This window comes from Paraburkholderia sp. UYCP14C, assembly GCF_004197395.1.
GTDB lineage: Bacteria > Pseudomonadota > Gammaproteobacteria > Burkholderiales > Burkholderiaceae > Paraburkholderia.
Window position 1 is genome coordinate 84,500 of sequence record NZ_SELS01000026.1, and the last position, 22,210, is coordinate 106,709.

19 protein-coding genes and 1 pseudogene are annotated in these 22,210 nt (G+C 62.9%); 3 read left to right on the top strand and 17 right to left on the bottom strand.

Annotation, left to right across the window (positions count from 1 at the left end; all coding sequences use genetic code 11):
- Window positions 1–255: 255 nt before the first annotated feature.
- The 14 genes from EVC45_RS23525 to EVC45_RS23590 all read right to left on the bottom strand — a co-directional run bounded on the left by EVC45_RS23525 (window position 256) and on the right by EVC45_RS23590 (window position 14,953).
- Entirely contained in the window at window positions 256–2,325 is a 2,070-nt protein-coding gene (locus EVC45_RS23525; protein ID WP_129960624.1) for a family 2A encapsulin nanocompartment cargo protein cysteine desulfurase, read from the bottom strand.
- Entirely contained in the window at window positions 2,300–3,232 is a 933-nt protein-coding gene (locus EVC45_RS23530) for a family 2A encapsulin nanocompartment shell protein (RefSeq protein ID WP_129960625.1), read from the bottom strand. The genes EVC45_RS23525 and EVC45_RS23530 overlap by 26 nt, the downstream gene beginning before the upstream one ends.
- A 186-nt stretch (window positions 3,233–3,418) precedes the next feature.
- The gene (locus EVC45_RS23535; protein ID WP_129960626.1) at window positions 3,419–3,688 is read right to left on the bottom strand and encodes a helix-turn-helix domain-containing protein; all 270 of its coding nucleotides are present in this window, start codon (window positions 3,686–3,688) and stop codon (window positions 3,419–3,421) included.
- Window positions 3,685–4,635 (bottom strand): serine O-acetyltransferase EpsC, encoded by a 951-nt coding sequence (gene epsC / locus EVC45_RS23540; RefSeq protein WP_129960627.1) that lies wholly within the window; start codon window positions 4,633–4,635, stop codon window positions 3,685–3,687. The genes EVC45_RS23535 and epsC overlap by 4 nt, the downstream gene beginning before the upstream one ends.
- A gap of 101 nt (window positions 4,636–4,736) precedes the next feature.
- On the bottom strand, window positions 4,737–5,204 hold the full coding sequence (locus EVC45_RS23545) for a rhodanese-like domain-containing protein (RefSeq protein ID WP_129960628.1): 468 nt from the start codon (window positions 5,202–5,204) through the stop codon (window positions 4,737–4,739).
- Window positions 5,205–5,617: 413 nt separating this feature from the next.
- The gene (gene ssuD / locus EVC45_RS23550; protein WP_129960629.1) at window positions 5,618–6,790 is read right to left on the bottom strand and encodes an FMNH2-dependent alkanesulfonate monooxygenase; all 1,173 of its coding nucleotides are present in this window, start codon (window positions 6,788–6,790) and stop codon (window positions 5,618–5,620) included.
- On the bottom strand, window positions 6,790–7,578 hold the full coding sequence (locus tag EVC45_RS23555) for an ABC transporter ATP-binding protein (protein WP_129960630.1): 789 nt from the start codon (window positions 7,576–7,578) through the stop codon (window positions 6,790–6,792). Before EVC45_RS23555 ends, ssuD begins: the two co-directional genes overlap by 1 nt.
- Window positions 7,579–7,581: 3 nt before the next feature.
- Complete coding sequence (locus EVC45_RS23560; RefSeq protein WP_211193466.1) at window positions 7,582–8,946, bottom strand: ABC transporter substrate-binding protein; 1,365 nt, start codon at window positions 8,944–8,946, stop codon at window positions 7,582–7,584.
- A 59-nt stretch (window positions 8,947–9,005) separates the two neighbouring features.
- A complete protein-coding gene (locus EVC45_RS23565) occupies window positions 9,006–10,049 on the bottom strand; it encodes a branched-chain amino acid ABC transporter permease (protein ID WP_129960631.1) in 1,044 nt (347 codons plus the stop codon).
- A gap of 10 nt (window positions 10,050–10,059) precedes the next feature.
- Window positions 10,060–10,941 (bottom strand): branched-chain amino acid ABC transporter permease, encoded by an 882-nt coding sequence (locus EVC45_RS23570; protein WP_129960632.1) that lies wholly within the window; start codon window positions 10,939–10,941, stop codon window positions 10,060–10,062.
- An 11-nt stretch (window positions 10,942–10,952) separates the two neighbouring features.
- Window positions 10,953–11,765 carry an ABC transporter ATP-binding protein gene (locus EVC45_RS23575; protein ID WP_129960633.1) on the bottom strand — a complete coding sequence of 271 codons (813 nt, stop codon included), beginning with the start codon at window positions 11,763–11,765 and terminating at the stop codon, window positions 10,953–10,955.
- On the bottom strand, window positions 11,762–12,868 hold the full coding sequence (gene sfnG / locus EVC45_RS23580) for a dimethylsulfone monooxygenase SfnG (RefSeq protein ID WP_129960634.1): 1,107 nt from the start codon (window positions 12,866–12,868) through the stop codon (window positions 11,762–11,764). Before sfnG ends, EVC45_RS23575 begins: the two co-directional genes overlap by 4 nt.
- A gap of 43 nt (window positions 12,869–12,911) precedes the next feature.
- Complete coding sequence (gene msuE / locus EVC45_RS23585) at window positions 12,912–13,496, bottom strand: FMN reductase (protein ID WP_129960657.1); 585 nt, start codon at window positions 13,494–13,496, stop codon at window positions 12,912–12,914.
- A 263-nt stretch (window positions 13,497–13,759) separates the two neighbouring features.
- Window positions 13,760–14,953: an acyl-CoA dehydrogenase family protein gene (locus EVC45_RS23590; RefSeq protein WP_129960635.1), complete on the bottom strand. Its 1,194-nt coding sequence runs from the start codon at window positions 14,951–14,953 to the stop codon at window positions 13,760–13,762.
- A 411-nt stretch (window positions 14,954–15,364) separates the two neighbouring features.
- Here EVC45_RS23590 and EVC45_RS23595 point away from each other — a divergent pair, with 411 nt between their 5' ends.
- Both EVC45_RS23595 and EVC45_RS23600 read left to right on the top strand, forming a co-directional pair.
- A complete protein-coding gene (locus tag EVC45_RS23595) occupies window positions 15,365–16,606 on the top strand; it encodes an acyl-CoA dehydrogenase family protein (RefSeq protein WP_211193467.1) in 1,242 nt (413 codons plus the stop codon).
- The gene (locus tag EVC45_RS23600) at window positions 16,603–17,730 is read left to right on the top strand and encodes a sigma-54-dependent Fis family transcriptional regulator (protein WP_129960658.1); all 1,128 of its coding nucleotides are present in this window, start codon (window positions 16,603–16,605) and stop codon (window positions 17,728–17,730) included. The genes EVC45_RS23595 and EVC45_RS23600 overlap by 4 nt, the downstream gene beginning before the upstream one ends.
- Before the next feature lie 63 nt (window positions 17,731–17,793).
- Here EVC45_RS23600 and EVC45_RS23605 read toward each other — a convergent pair whose 3' ends face one another.
- Entirely contained in the window at window positions 17,794–19,086 is a 1,293-nt protein-coding gene (locus tag EVC45_RS23605; RefSeq protein ID WP_129960636.1) for an acyl-CoA dehydrogenase family protein, read from the bottom strand.
- A 175-nt stretch (window positions 19,087–19,261) separates the two neighbouring features.
- Here EVC45_RS23605 and EVC45_RS23610 point away from each other — a divergent pair.
- Window positions 19,262–19,723 (top strand): annotated as a pseudogene (locus tag EVC45_RS23610) (MarR family winged helix-turn-helix transcriptional regulator).
- Window positions 19,724–20,201: 478 nt separating this feature from the next.
- On the opposite strand, the gene EVC45_RS23615 reads toward EVC45_RS23610, so the two are convergent.
- Entirely contained in the window at window positions 20,202–20,519 is a 318-nt protein-coding gene (locus EVC45_RS23615; RefSeq protein WP_129960637.1) for a ferredoxin family protein, read from the bottom strand.
- The gene (locus tag EVC45_RS23620; RefSeq protein WP_129960638.1) at window positions 20,516–22,165 is read right to left on the bottom strand and encodes an FAD-binding protein; all 1,650 of its coding nucleotides are present in this window, start codon (window positions 22,163–22,165) and stop codon (window positions 20,516–20,518) included. The genes EVC45_RS23615 and EVC45_RS23620 overlap by 4 nt, the downstream gene beginning before the upstream one ends.
- Window positions 22,166–22,210 lie beyond the last annotated feature (45 nt).

Sequence of the window (22,210 nt, forward strand, 5' to 3'; positions counted from 1 at the left end):
CGGCCAAGTCTGCCATCACGATCGCGAGCATGCTGACGCAGGATGCAAACCGTGCAGGAAAACCGGCGTACTTAAAGAATCAGAAATGCCTGACCTGCCCGCGTCGCGAGCGGCGGGAAATAAGAGCAGGCCCAACGATCGACGGGCGAAACGGGGATGAAGTTCGAGGCCGCTGCGATGTCGCTTCAGCAGGCGCGAGGCACGACGCCGGTTGGCGCCATGCCTCGCGTAAGAGCACGACAGATGCCGGACCGTTCAGGCCCGCCGTGCGGACAGATGGCGAATCACCGACACCATCGCGTCCACTTCATCGCACGTGTTGTAGAACGCCAGCGAAGGACGCACCGTCGCTTCCAGTCCAAAACGACGCAGGATCGGCTGCGCGCAGTGATGTCCCGAGCGCACCGCGATACCTTCTTGCGACAGCGCACGCCCAACCTCTTCGGTTTCATAGCCCTTCAGCACGAAAGACAGCACACTCGCCTTGTCGCGCGCGGTACCGACGAGCCTCACCCCCGCGACGGGCGCGAGCGCATGCGTCGCGTACTCGAGCAGATCGTGCTCATAGCGCGCGATATTCTCGATGCCGACGCGCTCAACGTAGTCGAGCGCGGCGCCGAGTCCCACCGCGTCGGCAATATTGCCGGTGCCTGCCTCGAAGCGGTTCGGCGGCGGCTGGAACACCGTGCGCTCGAACGTCACGTCGGCGATCATGTTGCCGCCGCCCTGCCATGGCGGCATGTCGTCGAGAATCGCGCGCTTGCCGTAGACCACGCCGATGCCCGTCGGACCGAAGATCTTGTGACCCGAGAACACGAAGAAGTCGGCGTCGAGCGCCTGCACGTCGACGCGCATGTGCGAGACCGACTGCGCGCCGTCCACGAGCGCCTTCGCCCCTACCCGATGCGCGAGTTCGACGATCTCGCGCACCGGCACCACCGTTCCGAGCGCATTGGATACCTGGGTAACCGAAACGATCTTGGTGCGGTCATTCAGCAGCTTGCGGTATTCATCGAGCAGCACCTGCCCCGAATCGTCGACGGGAATCACGCGCAGCTTCGCGCCCGTTTGCGCCGCGAGTTGCTGCCACGGCACGATATTGGCGTGATGCTCGAGATGCGACACGACGATTTCATCGCCGGCGCCGACGTTACTTACGCCCCACGTCTTCGCAATCAGGTTGATCGCCTCGGTCGTGCCGCGCACGAACACGATCTCGTCCGGCGACGACGCGCCGATGAAGCGCTGCACCTTGCTGCGGGCGTCTTCGTATGCATCCGTCGCACGGCCCGCGAGCGTATGCGCGGCGCGATGGATGTTCGAGTTTTCGTGCGCGTAGAAATACGCGAGCCGGTCGATCACGGACTGCGGCTTTTGCGTTGTCGCCGCGTTATCGAACCAGATCAGCTGCTTGCCGTTCACGCGCTCCTGAAGAATCGGAAAATCACGGCGAATCGCGTTGACGTCGAACGGCGGGCGGCCTGCCGGTGTGCCTGCCGCGAGCGCGCGTGAATCGGCGTTGCCCTGCGTGCCCTCGACGAAGTACGGCGCGCCGCCACGAGGCAAACCAAGCGGATCGTCAACCGGCGCGAAGCGATGAATCGACAGCAACTCGCGCAACTCGTCCTCGCCAGGAAGTCCGAATGAACCGGGTGCGGCAGCGCCGCTCGCGGGTACCGCGATCTGCTGATCGGGACGCGACCAGCCATGCGCCGGCGCCTGCATGAAATAGTAGGGCGACGCGGACGCCACGCGGTCTTGCGCGGGTGGCTGTGATGACGCGGCCAGATGCTGCGCACTGCCCGCAGTGCCTGACGCCCCGTCCAGCACCGGCGGCACGCCAAGCGCCGTTCCACCGGCGCGCGGCTCGAGCGCGGGCGCAATCATCGCGACATTGTCGGGCAGGCCGTTCTGCGCGGCCGCGTGCGGCACCAGCGCCGGAGCGCGGTTGCCAAGCGACAGCACATGCGTGGGCGCCGAAGGCAGCAAATTCGCACCCGGCACCTTGCCTTGCGGCAATGACAGGCCTGGCACACCCGTGCCCGTGCCACCGGGACCGGCGAGCGGCGAACCCGCCGGAGCCGGATTGCCGAGCGACGACAGTATTGGCGCGGCCGCCGGCAACGCCGAAGCGACTCCGCCAACCGCGCCGCTACCTGCCGACACCTCCGGGGTAGACGCGCCGCCCGGCAACGCGCTGAAGAACTCGGTCGCGAGGCGTGCGAGCAGCGCCGGATCAGGCATTCCCGCCGGCAACACGGACGGCGGCACCACCGACGACGCCCCCGCGCTGAGCGGACTACCGGTAGGTGTCTGGATAGTCATGGTATTTGCCGATCTCTACGTCGTCGAGCACTGCGAGCGCATCGGGTGAATGAACGGCGAGCGAGCAATACAGCGAGATCAGATACGACGCGATCGCCTGGTTGTTGATGCCCATGAAACGCACCGACAGCCCCGGACCCTGCTCTCCCGCGACGCCCGGCTGATAGAGACCGACCACGCCCTGACGCTTGTCGCCGACCCGCACCAGCAGAATCTTCGTCTTGCCATCGGCGACCGGCACCTTGTCCGACGGAATGAGCGGAACGCCGCGCCACGTGATGAACTGCGAGCCGAACAGGCTGACCGTCGGCGGCGGTACGCCGCGGCGCGTGCACTCGCGGCCGAACGCCGCGATCGCGAGCGGATGCGTGAGGAAAAACGCCGGCTCCTTCCAGACTTTCGTCAGCAACTCGTCGAGATCGTCCGGGGTCGGTGCGCCCGTCAGCGGAAATATGCGCTGTTCTTCATCGACGTTCGCGAGCAGACCGTAGTCCGGATTGTTGATGAGCTGGCTTTCCTGCACTTCCTTGATCGTCTCGATCGTCAGACGCAGCTGTTCCTTGATCTGATCGTGCGGACTGCTGTACAGATCGGAGATGCGCGTGTGCACGTCGAGCACCGTGCTAACCGCATTGAGAAAGTACTCGCGCGGATTTTCCTCGTACGGAACGTAGGTCGTGGGCAGCGTGCTTTCATCTTCGCGCGCGGTGCAGGCGGCCTGAACGGCTTCAGGGTCCTTCACACGGTTCAGACGATAGATGCCCGCCTCGACGGGCACCCATTGAAGCAGATGGGTCAGCCAGCGTGGCGTGATGGTGGAAAGCTGCGGGACTGTTTTGGTGGCGTTGGCTAGTTGCCGTGCTGCGTTATCGCCAAGCGCGGTCTGGCCGCTCGCTGACGTCGACATACGAAGGCTCCAGGTTTATAGAAGAAAAACGGGAATGCTTATGACGGCAGGGAATTATCAGGAGACTCAAATACTGGCTCAACATGCTATAGCCATCATCACGCGTGCAACCGGCCCTGCTTCCCGTCGCGACGCGGCTTACCTGTGCCCGTGAAGCACTTTGGATTCAATCCTGGAACGCAACGATCAGGCGGGAAGCCGGGATGACGCGGCGCCCCGCTCGTACGTGGACGCATCGGCCGTCGACGACGCGCACAGCAGCGTCGCGATCGGCACGTTGAGCGCGCGCGCCAGCTTGTCGGCCGTAACGATCGACGCGATCGCACTACCCCGTTCGATCTCGCCGACATACGACCGGTTTAGCCCCGCGTGCTCGGCAAGCTGCTCCTGCGACCACGACAGCGCTTCGCGCAAGGACCGCACCGTCGCCCCGAAGTCGCGCACAAGTGCTGTCATCCCGGTACCTCCGCCGATATCGCGTTGGCGGCCGGCGCCGCCGCTCGCGCCGATTCACTGCGCAGTACCGCCTGGCTGACGTGCGATCCCGGCGCGACATCGTGCGTGATCCACACGTTGCCGCCGATCGTCGCGCCACGTCCGATCGTCACACGGCCAAGAATCGTCGCGCCCGCGTAGATGACGACGTCGTCCTCGACGATCGGATGGCGCGCGAGCCCCTTCTCCGGGTGACCGTTCTCGTTGAGCGGAAAACGCTTCGCGCCGAGCGTCACCGCTTGGTACACGCGCACCCGCTCGCCGATCACGGAGGTCTCGCCGATCACGACACCGGTGCCGTGATCGATAAAAAAGCCTGAGCCGATTCGCGCACCCGGATGAATGTCGATACCGGTTTGCGCATGCGCGAGTTCGGCGACGATCCGCGCGAGCAAGGGCAGGCCAAGGCCATAGAGCTCGTGAGCGAGCCGATGATGAATCATCGCGAGCACGCCGGGATAGCACAGCAGCACCTCGTCGACGCTGCCGGCCGCGGGATCGCCGTGGTACGCCGCGATCACGTCGGTATCGAGCAGCGAGCGAATCGCGGGCAGGCGCCGCGAGAATGCGCGGATCGCTTCGATCGCGCGGCTTTCTATCGCATCGCCATCGATTCTTTCGCGCCGTGCCGCGTATTGCAGTTCGAGCCGCGCCTGCGCCAGAAGACCGTTCAACGCTGCATCGAGCGCGTGCGCGACGTAGAAGTTTTCACTTTCCTGTCGCAGGTCGGGCGGCCCGAGCCGCATGGGAAACAGCGCGCCCTTCAGCGCGTCGATGACGGTTGCGAGTGCGTCGCGCGACGGCAGATCGCGGCCGCCTGGCTCCAGCGCGCGACGCTGCACGTCACGCCATTGTTGCCGGACCGTCTGTAACGATCCGGCGATGTCGTCGATATCGAATGCCGCCACTGCCATGCTCCTTGTTTTTGACTACCGGCAAGCGGCTTGTCAGGCTGCTGCGCCTCGTTGCGCGACGCGCGTGCATACCCGAAGACGCAGACCCGCTCGCGCTAGTCCTGCACCCATGGCAGATCGTGAAAGCGCCAGCCATTCACCGCGCCGCGATGCTGGCCGTCGTTCAGATCCCCTTCGAAACCTTCCAGCACGTTGAAAACCTGCGTGAAGCCCGCCTTGGCCGCCGCTTCGGCCGCCAGCGCCGAGCGATTACCGCTGCGGCACAAAAGCAGAACGACCGCGTCCTTGCCGGCTTTCGCTTCGAGCTCGCGCGCGAAACGCGGATTGCGCGTGAGACTCGTGCCCGTCGCCCACGGCACGTGCACCGTGCCCGGCACATGGCCGACGAACTTGCGCTCCTCTGCCGTTCGCACATCCACCAGCAGCGCAGCGCCACTGGAGAAAAGCGCCCATGCGTCCTGCGGCGCGACGCCGCCGGCATACGGGAGCCCTGCCGTTGCCGCCTTTTCGCGTGCCGTCTCGAGCACTGCGTGGACCGGTCGTTGTTCGAGTACTGCTGTCATGTCGCCTCCTTGGTGATGGAAATTGCCGCCACAGCGCGGCAAACCGTCTATAGCCATCAGAAGCCATCAGAAGCGATCATGAGCCAGGTGGTAGGGGCAGCAGAACCAATCAAATTTCATTTCTAAAGATCGGCAAATGGAATGGAGGTGTCAGAGTCCGGCGGGGCGGTGGAATAAGCACTTTATGAAAAACGTCGCAGCCCTGGGGCGCTCATCAAGCTCAATGCTTGCAGCGGGCGCGAGATGCGACAGCCTCGCAGAGCGGCACGCGCACATGCGTGCGCGATAAAGACAGCGTTCCATGTTATTTGCGCGGCGGTCAGCCGCTCTCTACGATCTATTGATCCGCACCTCTTCAGGTCGTGCGCACCTTCGCTCTCTTGATCGCAACAACGCTCCACTATGCCAGTCGCTCAAGGTCTCTTCGCGGTCACTCGATCAGATACCTCCGGCGGCCCGGCTTGCGCACTCAAACCGCGCACGTCGAATGGACTGCCGGTATAGGTTCTGCTCGATTCGGTAATCGCGCGCTTGCCCGGTATCAGCGGAAACACCAGTTCCGCGAAGCGCACGGCCTCCTCCAGATGCGGGTAGCCAGACAGCACGAACCGGTCGACGCCGATCTCCATGTACTCGCGCAACCGCTCGGCGACGATCTGCGGATCGCCGACCAGCGCAGTCCCCGCCCCGCCCCTCACCAGTCCGACGCCTGCCCACAGATTCGGACTCACCTCGAGACGATCCCGCCGCCCCTGATGCAACGCGGCCATTCGTTGCTGGCCGACCGAGTCCATTACCGCTTGCCGGGCTTGCGTGCGCGCGATCGTCTCGTCGTCCAGATAGCGGATCAGCCGGTCGGCCGCCGCCCACGCCTCGTCGGTCGTCTCGCGCACGATCACATGCAGGCGCACGCCGAATCGCACGGTGCGGCCGTGTGCGGCGGCGCGGGCCCGGACATCGGCGATTTTTTGCGCGACTGCCTGTGGGGGCTCACCCCAGCTCAGATAAACGTCCACGTGCTCGGCGGCCAGCGCGTGCGCTGCCGGCGACGAGCCGCCGAAGTAAAGCGGCGGATGCGGAGACTGGGCGGGAGGAAAGAAGTTCTGCGCCCCGACGACCCGGTGATAACGGCCTTCGAAATCCACCGTTTCGCCTGCCAGCAAGCGGCGCCATATCGTCAGATATTCGCTCGCCGCTTCGTAGCGCTCATCGTGCGACAGGAACACGCCGTCGGCGGCGAGTTCCGCCGCGTCGCCGCCCGGCACCACGTTGAGCAGCAAGCGTCCGCCGGTCGCCGCATCGAGTGTCGCCGTCGCGCGCGCGGCTGCGCTTGGACCGCCGAGCGAAGTCCGTAACGCGACGAGGAATTTCAGGCGCCGCGTCAGCGGTGCGACGCTCGCCGCGACCACCCAAGGATCGAGGCAGCCGCTGCCGGTGGGAATCAGCACGCCGTCGTAGCCGCGCAGGTCGGCAGCGACCGCGATCTCGCCGAGATAGGCCATGGTCGGCGCTCGTCCGCTCGACGACTCGCCGAGATAGCGCGTGTCGCCCGAAGTGGGCAAAAACCAGAAGATGTCGGGATTCATCAAAGTGTTAATGCGGAAGTGGAAGAGCACTGCTCGGGACGCCGCTCGGCCCGGCCCAGGTAAGCATCGCGCAACGTGTCCAGGTCCAGCAGTTGCGCGGCGCTGCCCTGCGCGGCCACCGCGCCGTTCTCCAACACGTAACCGCGGTGGGCATAGCGCAGCGCGACGGTTGCGTTCTGCTCGGCAAGCAGGAAGCTGACGCCGTCGCGATTGAGTGCGGCCACGATCTCGAAGATCTCCTCGACGATCTGCGGAGCCAGGCCCATCGACGGTTCGTCAAGCAGAACCAGCGTCGGTCTGGCCATCAGCGCGCGCCCGATCGCGACCATCTGCTGCTCGCCGCCCGACGCGTAGCCGGCCGGCAGCTTTCGGCGCAGCTTCAGCCGCGGGAAGGTCGCATAGATCCGCTCGAGGTCCGCCTCGATGTCCGCGCGCCGGCCACGCCTCACGAATCCGCTAAGACGCAGATTTTCCTCGACGCTGAGATGGCCGAAGCAGCGGCGCCCTTCGAGGACCTGCACAAGGCCGCGCTCGACGAGTCGCCACGGCTCATCGCGGGCGATGTCGACGCCATTGAACGCAATGCGTCCCGATGTCATCTCGCCGCGTTCGGCATGCAGCAGGCGCGAAATTGCTTTCAGCGTGGTCGTCTTACCGGCGCCGTTGCCGCCGAGCAGCGCGACGATCTCGCCGGCGTCGACGTGCAGCGACACGTCGTGCAAAGCGACGATGATCTGCTGCCATGACACGACAACCGAGGTCGCTTCGAGCAATCGGGCGGCGGCCATCGCTTAGAGCTCCTTCTGGCAGTCGCGAGGCGTGATGCCTTTTTCCTTCGCGTAAGCATTCGCCGATTTCTCGATGATCGGCCGCAACAGCGTGCGATCCGCCTGGACCCAGTCGCTGATGACCTTCCAGTGTTGTCCGTCCCATTGCTGGAAGCGCACCGCTCCGCCGCCTTCGTGGTCCTCGCAGGTCAGCTTCAAAGGCTGGACGAGGCCGAGCGCACCCAGCTGTTTGAGGCGTGCGTCATCGAGGTTCAGATGTTCAAAGCCCCAGCGGACCTGTTCGCCGGTCAGCGGCTTGTTGCCGAACTTCTTCTGCGCGGTGCGCAGCGCTTCGACATTCAGGATCCCGTTCACGACGCCAAGGTTGTAGTAGACCGTGCCGAAGCGTGCCGGATCTTTCAGATCGCCGTTACCGGCTTTGATCACGTACTGGTTGATCGCCTGAAGCACCGGATATTCAGTTCCGGACGGGTGTGTCGTGATCGAAATGAAGCCCTTCGCCGCGTCACCCGCGGGTCGAACGTCTTCTTCCGAATTGCTCCAGATATTGCCGATGATGTGATCGGTCGGATAACCCACCTTCTGAGCGCTCTTCAGCGCCACCGGATTCATCACACCCCAGCCGCGCAAGATCACCCAGTCGGGCGCGATCTGGCGGATCTTCAGCCACTGCGAGCCCTGTTCGTTACCCGGATGAGGTACTTCGATCTGCGTGACCTCGAAACCGTACTGTTTCGCGAGCAGGTCGACCACCGGAATCGTCTCGCGTCCGTACGGCGAGCCGTGGTACAGAACGACAATCTTCTTGCCCTTGAGCTGCTGCAACCCGCCCGAGCGCTGTCCAATGTAGTTCACGATCGCCGACACCTCGCTGTACGGATTGAGCTGCAGCGGAAACACATACGGGAAGACCGCGCCGTCCGTCGAATCGGTCCGGCCATGATTGATCGTGATCAGCGGCAGCTTGTCCGCGGTCGACCGGTCGAGTGTTGCGTAGGCAATGCCGACCGATAACGGATTGGTTGCCGCGGTCGGTGCGCCGTCCGGACCACTGTTCTTCAGACGTTCGTAGCACTCGACACCCTTCTCGACCACGTACTCCGTTTCGCACTCTTTCCAGACCAGCTTGACGCCGTTGACCCCGCCGTCGCGAGCATTGATCAACTTCATGTAGTCGATGAAGCCGCCGAAGAATCCCGTACCGCCCGCTGCATACGGTCCAACCCGATAGCTTTGTAGCGGAAAATATTCGGTTCCGCCCGCATGCGCCTGCGATATCGCCAAACCGGCGAGTGCCACGCTCGCCGCGAACAGGCGCACAAGTTTGCCAGGTCCACCGGCGTTGAGTCGAGTAATGTAATTAGCCATTCTGATGTTTTCCGTCTGATTGATGAGTCGAAAGCTGCGAAGATTCAGGAAAGACTGTGTTAGCGCCCTTGCGGTCGTCTCGTTCGGCCGCGGCGCCCAACCTGAACGAGTCGGGCGAGACCGTCGGGTTCCTTGATGAGAAACACGATGATCAAGGTGCCAAAGATGATCTTTTGCAGGTTCTGCAACTGGTCGGCCCCAATGCCGATCTGTGCGAGCGCGGTCGCGGCATTCGACAGCAAGATCGGTAGCAAAACGATGAATGCAGCGCCGTAGAGGTTGCCGCTGATACTGCCCATGCCGCCGATAATGATGATGAACAGAACCTGAAACGACAGATTCAGACTGAAGCCGTCCGGCTCGACCGTACCGAGGTAGGCGAATGCCCAAAGCGCTCCCGCTATGCCGAGCACGAAGGAACTGAGCGCGAACGCAAGCAGCTTGCTCCGTCCGACCGGAATGCCGATCACGCGTGCGGCGATATCCATATCGCGCACCGCCATCCAGCGGCGGCCGAGATCGCTGCGCACGACACTCGCGCCGAGCAGGAACAGCACCACCACGACGCCGAGCACGAACAGATAGCGTGCGGCCGGTGTATCGATTTGCCAGTAGCCGATTGCAAGGCGCGGCGCGCTAAGCACGCCCGACGTATCGTTATTGGAGAACCAACTGACGCGAGTAAAAATCCAGACCACGAAAAACTGCGCGGCCAGGGTCGAAACGATCAGATAGAAGCCGCGGATGCGCAGGCTCGGCAAACCGAACAGCACCCCTACTGCCGCGCTGACGAGGCCACCCAGCAGCAGTGCAACAGGCAACGGCAGCGCGGGTAGCCGGACCAGCAGGTTATAAGCCGCGTAGGCTCCCACCGACATAAAGGCGGCCGAACCGAGCGACAACTGCCCGGCATATCCGGTCAGGAAGTTCAACCCCAACCCTGCCAATGAAAGAATTAGGAATGGGACGAGGATCGCGTTGAGCCAATAATCGTTGGAGACCAACGGCACGGCCACGAACGCTACCAGTACGAGCGAGAACGGCGTCAGCCAGCGCTTGAGATCCGCGCGTCGCGCGTCGAAGGTTGTGCGGGTCAGTTCCATCTTGTCTCCATCAAACGCGTTCCACCGCCGGTTCGCCGAACAGGCCAGCCGGGCGAGCGAGCAGGAAAAGCATCGCGATTACATAAGGGAACCAGTTCTCGATGCCGTCGCCGATGACTGCGCCGAGATAAACCTCAGCGAGCTTTTCGCTAGCGCCCACCAGCAGTCCGCCGACGATCGCGCCAGTGATTGACGAAAATCCGCCGATGATCAAAACCGGCAGTGCTTTCAGGACCACCAGCGACAGCGAGAACTGCACGCCCAGACGCGCGCCCCACAGTAGTCCCGCTACGAGGCTCACGAAGCCGGCCAGTGCCCAGACGATTGCCCATACCTGTGGAAGCCGCACCCCGACCGCGAGCGCGGCCAGCGGATCGTCGGCGACCGCGCGTAGCTTCAGGCCAAGGCGCGAATAGCGGGTCAACACGCTGAGCCCGATCACCAATGCGCCGGCGACAGCCGCCGCAAACAGGTCGAACTGACTGATCATGACGCCGCCCAGATGCAACGGCTTGTCGTCGATACCCAGATCCAGCCCGTGCACCTGTGCTCCCCAAAGCAGTTGTGCGGCGCCCTCCAGGATCAGACTCAGGCCGAGCGTCGCCATAAACAACGTGATCGGCGGACGATTGACGAGCGGCCGCAGCACCAGTCGTCCGGTCAGCACCGCGATGACCACCAGCGCCGCCAGCGTGATCAGGATCGCGAGCCACGGCGCGACCCCGCGTTCGACAAGGCACACATAGGTCAGCGCGCCAAACAGCACCAGCGCTCCCTGGGCGAAATTGAAGATCCCCGAAGCCTTGTAAATCAGCACGAAGCCGATCGCCACGACCGAATACATCGTGCCGGCAAGCAGGCCGCCCACCAGCACTTCCACAAAAAACTCCATCGAATGGCTCCTCAAGCGTGGACTGATGCGCTCGCGTGGTGACGCGTGCCGAGATAGGCCGCCAGCACGTCCTCATTCGTGCGGACCTGCTCGGGCGTGCCGTCCGCGATCTTTTTGCCGTAGTCCAGCACCACGACATGATCGGACAGTCCCATCACGACGCCGATGTCATGCTCGATCAGTACTACGGTGACGCCGAACTGCGAGTTGACGTCGCGTATCGTGCGAGCCATCCCCTGCTTCTCAGCGGCATTCATGCCCGCCATTGGCTCGTCGAGCAGCAGAAGACGGGGTTTCGCGGCGACTGCACGAGCCAGTTCGACGCGCTTCTGCAACCCGTAAGGCAGCGTGCCCACGGCGGCGTCGCGGTAGCGCTCCAGCTTCAATGCCTCGATCACCTCGCTCGCATACCTGCGTTGCTCCGCGTCATCCCGGCGCGCGCGCCCGACGCGCAACACCTGTTCGATCCAACTGCTGCGCCGATGCAGACTACGTCCCGTCAGCACGTTGTCGAGCACGCTCATGCGCCGGAATAGCGCGAGACTCTGGAAAGTTCTCGCGATCCCCAAATGAGCGGCGCGGTAAGGATCGATGCGTCGATACGCGAGGCCGTCAAATCGAACGACTCCCTGCTGTGCCCGATACACGCCATTGATCACGTTGAGAAGCGAACTTTTGCCTGCGCCATTCGGACCGATGAGCGCGCAGATTTCTCCGCGCGCCACGGAGAAGCCAATGTCGGTGATCGCCTTGACGCCCTTGAACGACAGCGAGATGTGTTCAAGGGCGAGCAACGGCGCTGCCGGGGTAGTCGTCTGCGTCATGCCAGGGCCGGCTGACGACGGCTCTCCAGTTCACGAACCAGCGGCAGCACTTTGGCGCCGAAGTATTCGACTTCCTCGATGAAGTGCAAGAAGCCGGTCAGCACCAGGTCGACGCCGATTTCCTTAAGTTCAACGATGCGCTCGGCGATCTGCTGCGGCGTACCGATCAGGTTGGTGCGGAAGCCGTCGTTGTACTGCACCAGATCTTCAAACGTGGATTTCGCCCAGTTGCCCTCGCCTTCAGGCGATGCGCTACCGGCCTGCTTGACCGCGTCGCCGAACGCATGGACCGCTTCCACATGCGCGTTGGCAATGATGTCGTCGAGCACCGCTCGCGCTTCGGCTTCCGTGTCACGGGCGATCACGAACGCATTCACGCCAATGCGCACCTGATGCCCGTTCGCGGCGGCCTTGGTCCGAATGTCGTCGATTTGGGCTTTGAGGTTTTCGGGCGTATTACCGTTCGTGAAATACCAGTCGGACACGCTCGCTGCGTTGTCGCGAGCAGCGCGCGAGCTGCCACCCTGAAAGATCTCGGGGTGCGGCTTTTGCAGCGGCTTCGGACTCAGCGTGTAGTCGTTGAAGCGGTAGAAGTCGCCTTTGAACGTGAACTTGTCCTGCGTCCAGATCCCTTTGAGCGCCTGAATGAATTCCTTCGAACGTCGATACCGTTCATCGTGCTCGAGCCAGGGTTCGCCGATCGCAGTGAATTCACCCTTGAACCAGCCGCTAACGACGTTGATCGCGATACGGCCATTGGAGATGTGATCGATCGTCGCGAGCTGCTTGGCGACCACCGCGGGGTTCCACGGTCCGGGAAGAATCGCGGCAAGTACCTTGAGACGGGTCGTGGCGTGCAGCAACGCCTGGCTGAACGAGACCGACTCGTGCTGATGCTCGGCGCCGTAGCCGGCCGTGAAACGGATCTGACTCAGCGCGTAATCGAAGCCTGCCCGTTCCGCTGTCTGGGCGAGACGCTGGTTGTATTCAAGGCTCCAGTCGGTGCGTTGTTCGATCGTGCTGACGACCAGGCCGCCGCTTACATTGGGTACCCAGTAAGCGAATTTGACGGCGTCTTGCGAGGTGGACGGGGTATGTGTCATGGAAGTAGATCTCGTCGAAAGAGGAATGGAGCTATAGGGGGTGTCATGCTGCGATCTGGACATCGGTACGGCGCGGCCGTTGAGCGACGAGCGGCGCGGCACGCTCGATCGCGAGCGCGATGCGCGCGCTCAACAGTTGACTGCTGACGCGGTAGTCATGGAAATCCGCCTCGGATCCGTACACGCCGACAGGAAGCGTATGGGCCTGGAAAAAGCTCAGCAGTGGTCGCAACTGGTGGTCGATCACCAGCGCATGCCGCTCGCTGCCGCCGGTGGCGGCAAGCAGTACTGGCACGTCGAACAACGTTTCGTGATGAACCAGATCGAAAAGGTGCTTGAAGAGCCCCGTATAGGATGCGCGGTACACCGGGCTCGCAACGATCAGCGCATCGGCTGTTTCGATCGCTCGCAAATGGGCCTCCAGCTCGCGCGGGGCACTCGCTCGCGAAAACGTACGCGCGAGCGATTCAGAGATTTCACCAAGATCGACGAGGTGAGATTGCACGTCGCGCTTTTCGGCTACGAGTGCACGCTCGAGCCCCGTGAGCAAACTGACGGTAAGTGCACGCGTTCTCGAAGGTTGTTGCAAGCTTCCCGAAACCGCGACGATACGCAATGGTGTGGTCATAACAATTCCTCTAATCCTCGAAACGCACCGTGCTCTCAGGAATTCGATCGAGCGACGGTGCCGGTTGATATAAGGCAAGCAATATGCCAATTGCGATGTGTCTCCCGACTACCGCTGAAAACCCCGGCAATCAGGCATGAACGGCCTTTTAAGATTGATGCGACAGGCAATTCGCCTTTAACGCAAAGCATATTCATCGAGCGTATGAACGCTGCCGAGCAATCTGCTTGTGGTGTGCTGCTGGGCAAACAGCAGCAATTCGGCTATGAATAGAACGACGGTTTGGGAATGCTTTCGTTGAGCGCCCAATTGCCCAGGTCGCGGACCTTGTAGTCGATCGGATCATGCAACGTGTGCACGCGCAGATTGCGCCAGAAGCGGTCGAGCCGCAGCGCGGCGGCAGTCGAGCGAGCCCCCGTTACTTCGAACATCCGGTGCGCGACATCGAGCCCCGCGCGCGCGGCTGCCACACGCGCCGCCGCGACTGCGATCGCTACTTCACCGCGCTCGGATTCGGTCAACGGAAGGCCCCGTCGCCATGCGGCGTCGAAACCAACTGCGGCACGTTCGGCCAGCGCTCGTGCCGCCTCGAGTTCAAGCCAGAAATCACCGTAGCGCGCGAGTACGTACTGATCCTCGTTGACCCGTTCGGCCGTCGATGAGATCCATGGCCGGGTCTGGGCAAGGGTTGCGGTCCGGGCGGCTTGCAGCGCGCCTTCGCCCAGGCCTAGATAAACATGGGCCAGAATCGACTGGGCCAGCAACGGGCGCAAGCAGGCGAACGGACTCGACAGAGGCCCCGGCCTGTCCAGCAGATCATCGGTTTCGACGAGAACCTGGTCGAACAGCACGGTGCCGCTATCCGTTTGGCGCTGTCCGATGTTGTCCCAGTCGTCGAGCACGGAAATGCCACTCCGACTCGTCGGGATCGCGGCAATCAACAGGCGACCCGAAGGATCGAAAGCCGACGCGAGCAGCTGATCGGAGTCCGACGCGCCCGAGCAGAAGCTCTTGCGGCCGCTGAAAATCCACGCTCCATCATGGCCGGCCGACGCACGTGTGTTGGGATCCAAAGGGTTGAGCGCGTTGCCCCAGAACCAGCTGTGCTTGACGGTGTCGGTGTGCCAACGCTCTATTTGTTCAGGATGGCCAAACAGGTGAACCGTCGCGAGCTGAAGATGGTGGAACGCAAACAGATGGGCGAGCGAGCCATCCACTTGCGCGATCTGTCGGACCACGTCGAGCGTGACCGCCCAACTCTCGCCAAACCCGCCGAACTTCGCGGGTATGCTCAGGCGGAGCAAGCCGCTGTCTCGAAGCAGTGCCCGTTCAGCGCGAGCAGTGCCACCGCTGCGATCCCGCTCCACCGCGCTCGACGCGAGCGCCTTTAGCACGTGCTCCAACGCGTTCCGCCACAAGCCATCCTTCTGATTCGTTTCTGCGCCCAGGTGCTTCATCCGGATTTTTCTCCCTTGATGATCGGAAAATCGATACCGGGGCGTGAACAGCACAACACATACCAGTTTTTCGTCGCGACGATGCGCACACGCACACACGCGGGTTCGCGCGGGGATTGCCGGCGTTCTTGCTGGCGTGGCATCAGGATTACGCGGCCAGCAACTGCTGGCGAAGCAGCAGCAGGTCAGCGGATTGCTCCTGAGTCAGCAACTCCGCGACGGGTATGGAACCTCTTTGACACCGTGCCGCTGCGCAAGCAGCATTTGGACTTTGAATATCAGAAATCAATGCTTCCAGCACCGCAGCGGAGATGGAACACTTGCTGCTCGATCAGCAATCTGGACCAGCGTCATTGCACGGTCGGGCCTTAAGCGGGCTCTGTCGTGGAGCGGCGGGTCCAGTCCATACAGATGGCCCATCTCGCCTCCAGTCCAGCAACGCACGAAGAGCCGCAACCATCGGTGCAGCACGCGCATGAGAACGCTCGATCGCACTCGACGCCACAGCAGATCGCCGCTGATCTCGCCGCCCGCTTCTCGCTGACCGCGGTCGAACGGGATCAACGCGGCGGCACGCCAAAACTGGAGCGCGATGCGCTTCGCGCCAGTGGTCTGCTGGCCCTCAGCATTCCGTCTGAATACGGCGGACGAGGCGCGAGTTGGCGCACAACCCTTGACGTTGTGCGCATCATTGCTGGCGTCGACGGCTCGCTTGCGCACGTGTTCGCGTTTCATCATCTGATGCTCGCGACGGTACGGCTATTCGGAACCGAGAAGCAGTGGGGATCATGGTTCGAAAGAACGGCCCGGCACGACTGGTTCTGGGGCAATGCACTCAATCCGCTCGACGACCGTACGATCAGCCGGACCCGCGAGGACTGGCTCGAGTTCTCCGGCCAGAAGAGTTTCTGTTCGGGAGCGCTCGATTCGGAAATGCTGATCGCGTCCGCGCGCGACGCCCAGACGAACGCGTTTCTGGTAGCCGCCGTGCCTACGCAACGCAGCGGCATCGCAGTCGCGGACGACTGGGACAACATTGGACAGCGACAGACCGACAGCGGGACCGTGACCTTCGAAAGAGTCCGGGTCGATCATCATGAAGTGCTCGTCGAGCCCGGCCCGCTGTCAACGCCGTTCGCATGCTTACGACCGCTTATCGCGCAGTTGATCCTTGCGCATGTCTACCTCGGCATCAGCGAAGCCGCCTTCGAAGACGCACGGCATTACACGTTGAATGAAGCGCGCCCGTGGCCCGCGTCGAAGCTCGCAAGCGTTGGCGACGATCCCTACATACTCGGCCAGTACGGCGAATTCTGGGTCGGACTCGAAGCCGTGCGGACGCTGGCCGCGCGGGCCGCTGACCGGCTCGACAGCGCATGGGCCCGGGGCAGCACGCTGAGCGAGACCGAACGCGGCGAAGTCGCGCTGGCAGTCGCAACCGCGAAAGTCGCCGCCGCGCAGACGGGCCTCGACATCTGTACGCGGATGTTCGATGTCGCCGGAGCACGAGCGACGCACGGCTCGCTTCGGCTGGACCGCTACTGGCGCAATCTGCGCACTCATACGTTGCACGATCCGCTTGCCTACAAGATGCGGGAAATTGGCGAGTGGGCCCTCAAGCGAACCTATCCGACGCCGAGCTTCTACTCATGAACTCCTCTCTTACCGACGCTTGGGGCAACGGCCTCGCTGACCCGGTCTCGCCCGCTGGCGCGCTGCCCCATGTATATAGCCTGCCCAATCCGCGCGGGCTGAGCACGTCCATTCGAGGACGCGCGCAGGTGTTTGTCGATCCGCGCTCGCTGGCTCTACTCGAACGGGTGCAAATGGTGGCGCCGAGTGACGCGAACATTCTGATCTCCGGTGAAACGGGTACCGGCAAGGAACTGATTGCCCGTCACGTGCATGCGCTGAGTCAACGTAAGGACAAACCGTTTGTCGCGGTCAATTGCGGTGCTTTCTCCGAGACGCTGGTCGAGAGCGAACTGTTCGGGCACGAGAAAGGCGCGTTCACCGGTGCGTTCAGCGCGAAGCCCGGCTGGTTTGAAGCAGCGAATGGCGGCACGCTGTTTCTGGATGAGATTGGCGACCTGCCGCTGTCGATGCAGGTCAAACTGTTGCGCGTGCTGCAGGAGCGGGAGGTCGTGCGGCTCGGCTCGAGACAGAGCCTGCCGATCGACGTGCGCGTGCTCGCCGCGACCAACGTGCATCTGCCGCAGGCGGTGGCCGCCGGGCACTTTCGGGGTGACCTTTACTATCGGCTTAACGTCGTTCAGCTGGATGTCCCGAAGCTTTGCGAGCGACCCGGCGATATCCTGCCGCTGGCGCGCTACTTCATCGACGACTACCGCGGTCGTCTCGGCTATGGACCGCGCGAGATCGCGCCACAAGCAGAATGCAGACTGCTCGCGCATCGCTGGCCCGGCAATATCCGGGAGCTGGAAAACGTCATTCATCACGCGCTGCTGGTGGGTCGTCACGATACTTTGCAGGAAAGCGACGTACAGCTTGCGGCGTTTGCGGCACCCGCAGCCGGTTACCTGCCACGTCCCGAAGCATTGCCACAGGACGCACAGCAGGCCCTCGAAGCCGCTTTGCGAGACCTTCTCGAGACCCAACGTGAACATCTGTTTGAGGACATCGAGGATACCGTCATCAGGGTTGCATATGAGTACAGCCACCGCAACCAGATTCAGGCTGCGAGGCTGCTGGGGATCAGTCGTAACGTGCTGCGGGCAAGGTTGATTCGGGCGAAGGAGATTGCCGCACTCAAATAGCGCGAGGCGAACGTAGCCGCGCATCACGCGGCTAGCTTCCGTTCGTGTTCCGCCCGACCCGCGCTAGGCGACGGACTCCTGCGCGGCCGATTCCGTTTGGGTCGGCCCCGCCCCGATCTGCCACACATAGAGCGGCTCGGTCCGGTTGATTTCCCAATCACCGACGATCCTCGCTTTGTAGATGAGCGGGTTGTGCGATGCCGCGGTACGGGCGTTACGCCAGTGGCGATCGAGCCGGCGGGCCTCGCTGGTGCCGGAGGCGCTAAGCGCGTTGAACAGATCGGTCGTCGATTTGAGAATCAGCTCAGTGACAACGACTTGCGCGCGCGCCGAGTCGAGCTCCGCCGAGATGTTGGCTTCGTGCTCAGCCTGGGCATTGCCGCTGAAACGTGCCTCGTAAGCGCGCTGGGCCGCCTCGGCCGCCTGAATGGTAGCCGCCTCGGCCGCGAAAACGCGGGCACCTATCTCGCCGACGACCTGCTGCACCTGTGCATCCCGGGCGACCGACGGTGCGTTGCCATGGCTGAAAATCCTGCGGCGAGAACGGACTTCCTGCGAGACGTCGCGCAGCGCGGCCCGGCCCACACCAGTCAGTACGGCCAGCAGGACGAGCTGATAGAACGCAGTCTGATACTTGAAGCGGGTCGAGAAATCGATGATGTCTTCCGCTTCGACGAGAGCGGAGTCGAAACGGGTGGTGCCGCTGCCCGTCGAGCGCTGCCCGAAGCCATCCCAATCGTCGCTGCGAGTGACGCCGGGCTGGTCGGTGCGGACCGCTGCGATGACGTTGCGCCCATCGTCGTCGAGCTGGGCGAACACATCGATCCAATCGGCGAAGATGGTCCCCGTGGAGTAGTACTTCTCTCCCGTGACGATCCAGCGTTCGCCATCACGCTTGACGCGGGTTTGCACTTCGCCGATCGAGACATTCCCGACCTCGGTCCACGCGTTACCGACGATCTCGCCCGCAACGAAACGTGCAAACCAGCGCTCGCGGTTTGCGTCCGCTGGAGCATTGAGCCGATCTTCCACGAAGGCAAAATGCCCGCGAAGCGCCTGCGGTAAGTTTGAATCTGCCTCACCCAGTTCGATAAGCAAACGGATCAGGTCGGGCAAAGATGCGCCTGCGCCACCGTGTTCGACCGGTACGCGAACGGCGCCGAAGCCTGCCTCCTTGAGCCACTTGATAGGGTCATACGGCAAAGCGCGTCGTTGCTCGCGATCGAGCGCTCCATCCGCGATCTTCTGGAAGATCGGCCTGAAACGCGCGGACAGTTGCTCGTAGTCCGCACCGCGGGACAGAGAAGCGAAGCCGATGACGGGTTGGGTTGTTTCAGATTGATTCAAAGTGGCCATGAGTTCTCCGGGGTGAAGGCGCGCCTCCATGAAGCCTCGCCATGCGATTAACCCTTGCACATTGCGTACCACTTCGCGAGACCTAAGCACGTTGCGGACAGTCGAATGTTTCCCGCTTGCACCGTGCTGTTCAGTCAGCAAAGTGCTGGGTGTAAGCTGGTAGAGCCGCAGTCAGCTGTTGCCGGTCAACCAGCCGCTTGGAATCGATCAATGCAACTGCTTCGCCGTGAGGAAAGCGAGCAGGCAGATCTCCCGACTCTACGATAGCCATCTTGAGCCCACGGGTCTGCGCATCACGCAATTCCTCACCTTGGCCGCCCTGAACGAGGTGAGAAGTACCCCTGTCAACGCCCTTGCCCAACGGCGCGACATCGAAAGAACGGCGATGGGGAAAATGGTTGGCTTCCTGGAACGCGACGGCTTCGTCACGATCACGTCCATCGCCTACGGACGGCCGAAGCCGCCTTGTCGAACTCACCAAGGAGGGACGGCGCCTGCACAAAAGGCGGCCCCTCTCTGGCAGGAAGCGCAACAGGAGTTCGAGCAACTGAACGGTGTCGACAATGTTACGGCGTTACGGGAAAGGTCAAGAGGAGCGGTGATCGGCGACGTGTCGATGCGTTCGCCAGAAGACTAGGCCTCCAGATGCCTTGCGACAACAACATGATTGATCAAACCAGTAATCATTCGAGGAAGGGCAATGAAATCCCCTGTCACTATCCGAGGCATGATCGCAAAGCCAAAATCCAACGGAGGGTTTCCTCGGAGCCGTGCGGGGCAGCTCGTGCCCGGCTATACGCGTTCAGCCGAATTCACCGTATGCCACCGTTCGCAACCGTTGGGGGTTGAACCTGGAAAGTCGGACCTGCCAAAGCTGCTGACCATCGATGTCGATCGTGTCTTGTGATCGCACAACTGGCGCACGAAGGCACCGCAATCCTGTTCGCTGAACAGAATGCATATATGGCGTTCGAGGTGTATTCCAGAGGTTATCTCCTCAGCGAAGGCCGCTGCGTTTTGAGCTGAGACACGACGGCGCTCGCCACCCACGAACGCGTCAAGGAAGCCTATCTCGGCGTGTGACACGTGTCATAGCGCTCAACCACGGCGCGCCTTCAATGCGCGCGGACCAACAACTCGTAGCTCGCATCCTCGTTCGCGGTCGACCGCTTTTCGCGACCCCAGCCGATCGCCCACCGATATTGCCCAAATACCGGCTTGCCGCCTCCGCCTGCCGAAGTCGCCTCGACCTGGGGCGCAACGAACAGAGCATCTTCGGGGCAATACAGTTCACACATGAAGCAGGTCTGGCAATCACTCAGACGAGCGATGCGCGGCGGCCTATCGGGCACGGTGTCGAACACATTGGTAGGACATGCCCGCACGCAGATATTGCAGCCGGTGCAGCGCCCGGCATCGACGATCTCAATCATGCGGTCACCCCTTCCGCATGGGTTGCGGATCGCGACACGGCCAGTCTGTCGATCCAGACCTCGTCCAATCCGCCGCTCAACAGCCGGTGCCCCTGTGACGGATCAAGCAAGGGGTGCTCATGCCGTCGATGCATCCCGCGCGTCTCCGTGCGTTGCTGCGCGCTACGATACATCCAGCGCGACGTGGCGAGCATCGCCGCCGCTTCCCGCGCCCGCACTGCGTCAAGCGCGCTTCGCGCCGGAGCGGCGCGGCGCACGCGATGCCACAACGCATCGAGCCGCGAGAGCGAGTCGTCGAGTAGATCGCCCTGACGCGTCCAGTTGCGCTGGGTCGGAAACACCTCCCGCTGCACGCAGCGAATCACGTCATCGCTGTCGTACGGCGCGGTGCCGCCGCCGTCGCGAAGCCCTGCTCCCCCCGCCCGCCACACCGTGGCCTGACGGCTCACGCGCCCTCGTGAACGGGCGTAGTCTGCGGCGCCTGCTCCGGCCCAGAAGCCGGACGACATCGCCCACGCTGCGTTATGGCTGCCGCCGCCGGTAAAACCGCCGCAGATCAGTTCGCGCGTGGCCGCGTCACCCGCTGCGTAGAGGCCTTCGACCGACGTCGCGCACGTCTGATCGACCAGATGCAGACCGCCGGTTCCCCGCACCGTCCCTTCGAGGCGCAGCGTGACCGGAAAATGCTGCGTGAACGGGTCGATCCCGAGCCGGTCGAAGGGCAGAAAGAAGTTTGGCTGCGCCGTGCGCATCCATCTGCGAATCTGTTCATCGGCGCGATCGAGGCAGGCATACACGGGTTGAGTCTGAAGGGTTTGCGCAATCACACCGCGACCATGCGAGGAGCCTGCGCCAGGAATCATCGAGCCATCCCGGTAGTAAAACGTGGCCCACGTGTAGAACAGCGATTTCGTCACCGATGAAAACGCCGGCCCAAGACCATAGGCATTCGAGAACTCCATCCCCGACAGCGCCGCCCCGGCTTCCGCGGCCATCAACTGGCCGTCGCCCGTGAGAACGTTGCAGCCCAACGCATTGCTGAGAAACGCGCACCCGCCCGTCGCGATAACCACCGCGCCTGCCCGCACGATCCACCTCTCGCCCGCCTGACGATCGACACCCGCGGCGCCCGCCACCGCACCACGCGCATCGACGAGCAGTTCGAGCGCTGGGCTGTGATCGAGTATGCGTACATTCGCCTGCCTGACACGCTTGCGCATGAGCCGCATGTACTCGGGTCCCTGCAACGACGTGCGCCGTTGTTCGCCCGATTCATCGACCGAAAACGGATAGCCCCACTCGGCCAGTTGCTGCGCATTGATCCAGGTCTGCTCGAGTACGCGATCCATCCATGCCTGCTCGGCAAGTTCGCCACCCAGTTTGAAGCGGCTCGCTTTTGCGCGTTCTCGCGCGTCTTCATCAGGCGGCACGTACCACACGCCTGTGCCGGCAGGCGCGGTTGCGCCAGACGTACCGCAAAAGCCCTTGTCCGCCAGAACCACTCGTGCGCCGCTCGCGGACGCAGTGATGGCCGCCCACGCGCCGGCGGGACCACCGCCGATCACGAGCACGTCGATATCGTGGCGAATTGCGCCATCCGTCGACGTCACGCGCGGTCGCTTATTGTTCGACGCATTGTCCGCCATGCCCGATTTTCCTCATAGTGACGCGCTGATTGCCCGACGACATGG

Excerpts from the sequence above, each read along its gene's own strand:
- EVC45_RS23525 (WP_129960624.1), bottom strand. The coding sequence starts at position 2,325 with ATGACTATCCAGACACCTACCGGTAGTCCGCTCAGCGCGGGGGCGTCG.
- EVC45_RS23530 (WP_129960625.1), bottom strand. The coding sequence starts at position 3,232 with ATGTCGACGTCAGCGAGCGGCCAGACCGCGCTTGGCGATAACGCAGCA.
- EVC45_RS23535 (WP_129960626.1), bottom strand. The coding sequence starts at position 3,688 with ATGACAGCACTTGTGCGCGACTTCGGGGCGACGGTGCGGTCCTTGCGC.
- EVC45_RS23545 (WP_129960628.1), bottom strand. The coding sequence starts at position 5,204 with ATGACAGCAGTACTCGAACAACGACCGGTCCACGCAGTGCTCGAGACG.
- ssuD (WP_129960629.1), bottom strand. The coding sequence starts at position 6,790 with ATGAATCCCGACATCTTCTGGTTTTTGCCCACTTCGGGCGACACGCGC.
- EVC45_RS23555 (WP_129960630.1), bottom strand. The coding sequence starts at position 7,578 with ATGGCCGCCGCCCGATTGCTCGAAGCGACCTCGGTTGTCGTGTCATGG.
- EVC45_RS23560 (WP_211193466.1), bottom strand. The coding sequence starts at position 8,946 with ATGGCTAATTACATTACTCGACTCAACGCCGGTGGACCTGGCAAACTT.
- EVC45_RS23565 (WP_129960631.1), bottom strand. The coding sequence starts at position 10,049 with ATGGAACTGACCCGCACAACCTTCGACGCGCGACGCGCGGATCTCAAG.
- EVC45_RS23570 (WP_129960632.1), bottom strand. The coding sequence starts at position 10,941 with ATGGAGTTTTTTGTGGAAGTGCTGGTGGGCGGCCTGCTTGCCGGCACG.
- EVC45_RS23575 (WP_129960633.1), bottom strand. The coding sequence starts at position 11,765 with ATGACGCAGACGACTACCCCGGCAGCGCCGTTGCTCGCCCTTGAACAC.
- sfnG (WP_129960634.1), bottom strand. The coding sequence starts at position 12,868 with ATGACACATACCCCGTCCACCTCGCAAGACGCCGTCAAATTCGCTTAC.
- msuE (WP_129960657.1), bottom strand. The coding sequence starts at position 13,496 with ATGACCACACCATTGCGTATCGTCGCGGTTTCGGGAAGCTTGCAACAA.
- EVC45_RS23590 (WP_129960635.1), bottom strand. The coding sequence starts at position 14,953 with ATGAAGCACCTGGGCGCAGAAACGAATCAGAAGGATGGCTTGTGGCGG.
- EVC45_RS23595 (WP_211193467.1), top strand. The coding sequence starts at position 15,365 with ATGGCCCATCTCGCCTCCAGTCCAGCAACGCACGAAGAGCCGCAACCA.
- EVC45_RS23600 (WP_129960658.1), top strand. The coding sequence starts at position 16,603 with ATGAACTCCTCTCTTACCGACGCTTGGGGCAACGGCCTCGCTGACCCG.
- EVC45_RS23605 (WP_129960636.1), bottom strand. The coding sequence starts at position 19,086 with ATGGCCACTTTGAATCAATCTGAAACAACCCAACCCGTCATCGGCTTC.
- EVC45_RS23615 (WP_129960637.1), bottom strand. The coding sequence starts at position 20,519 with ATGATTGAGATCGTCGATGCCGGGCGCTGCACCGGCTGCAATATCTGC.
- EVC45_RS23620 (WP_129960638.1), bottom strand. The coding sequence starts at position 22,165 with ATGGCGGACAATGCGTCGAACAATAAGCGACCGCGCGTGACGTCGACG.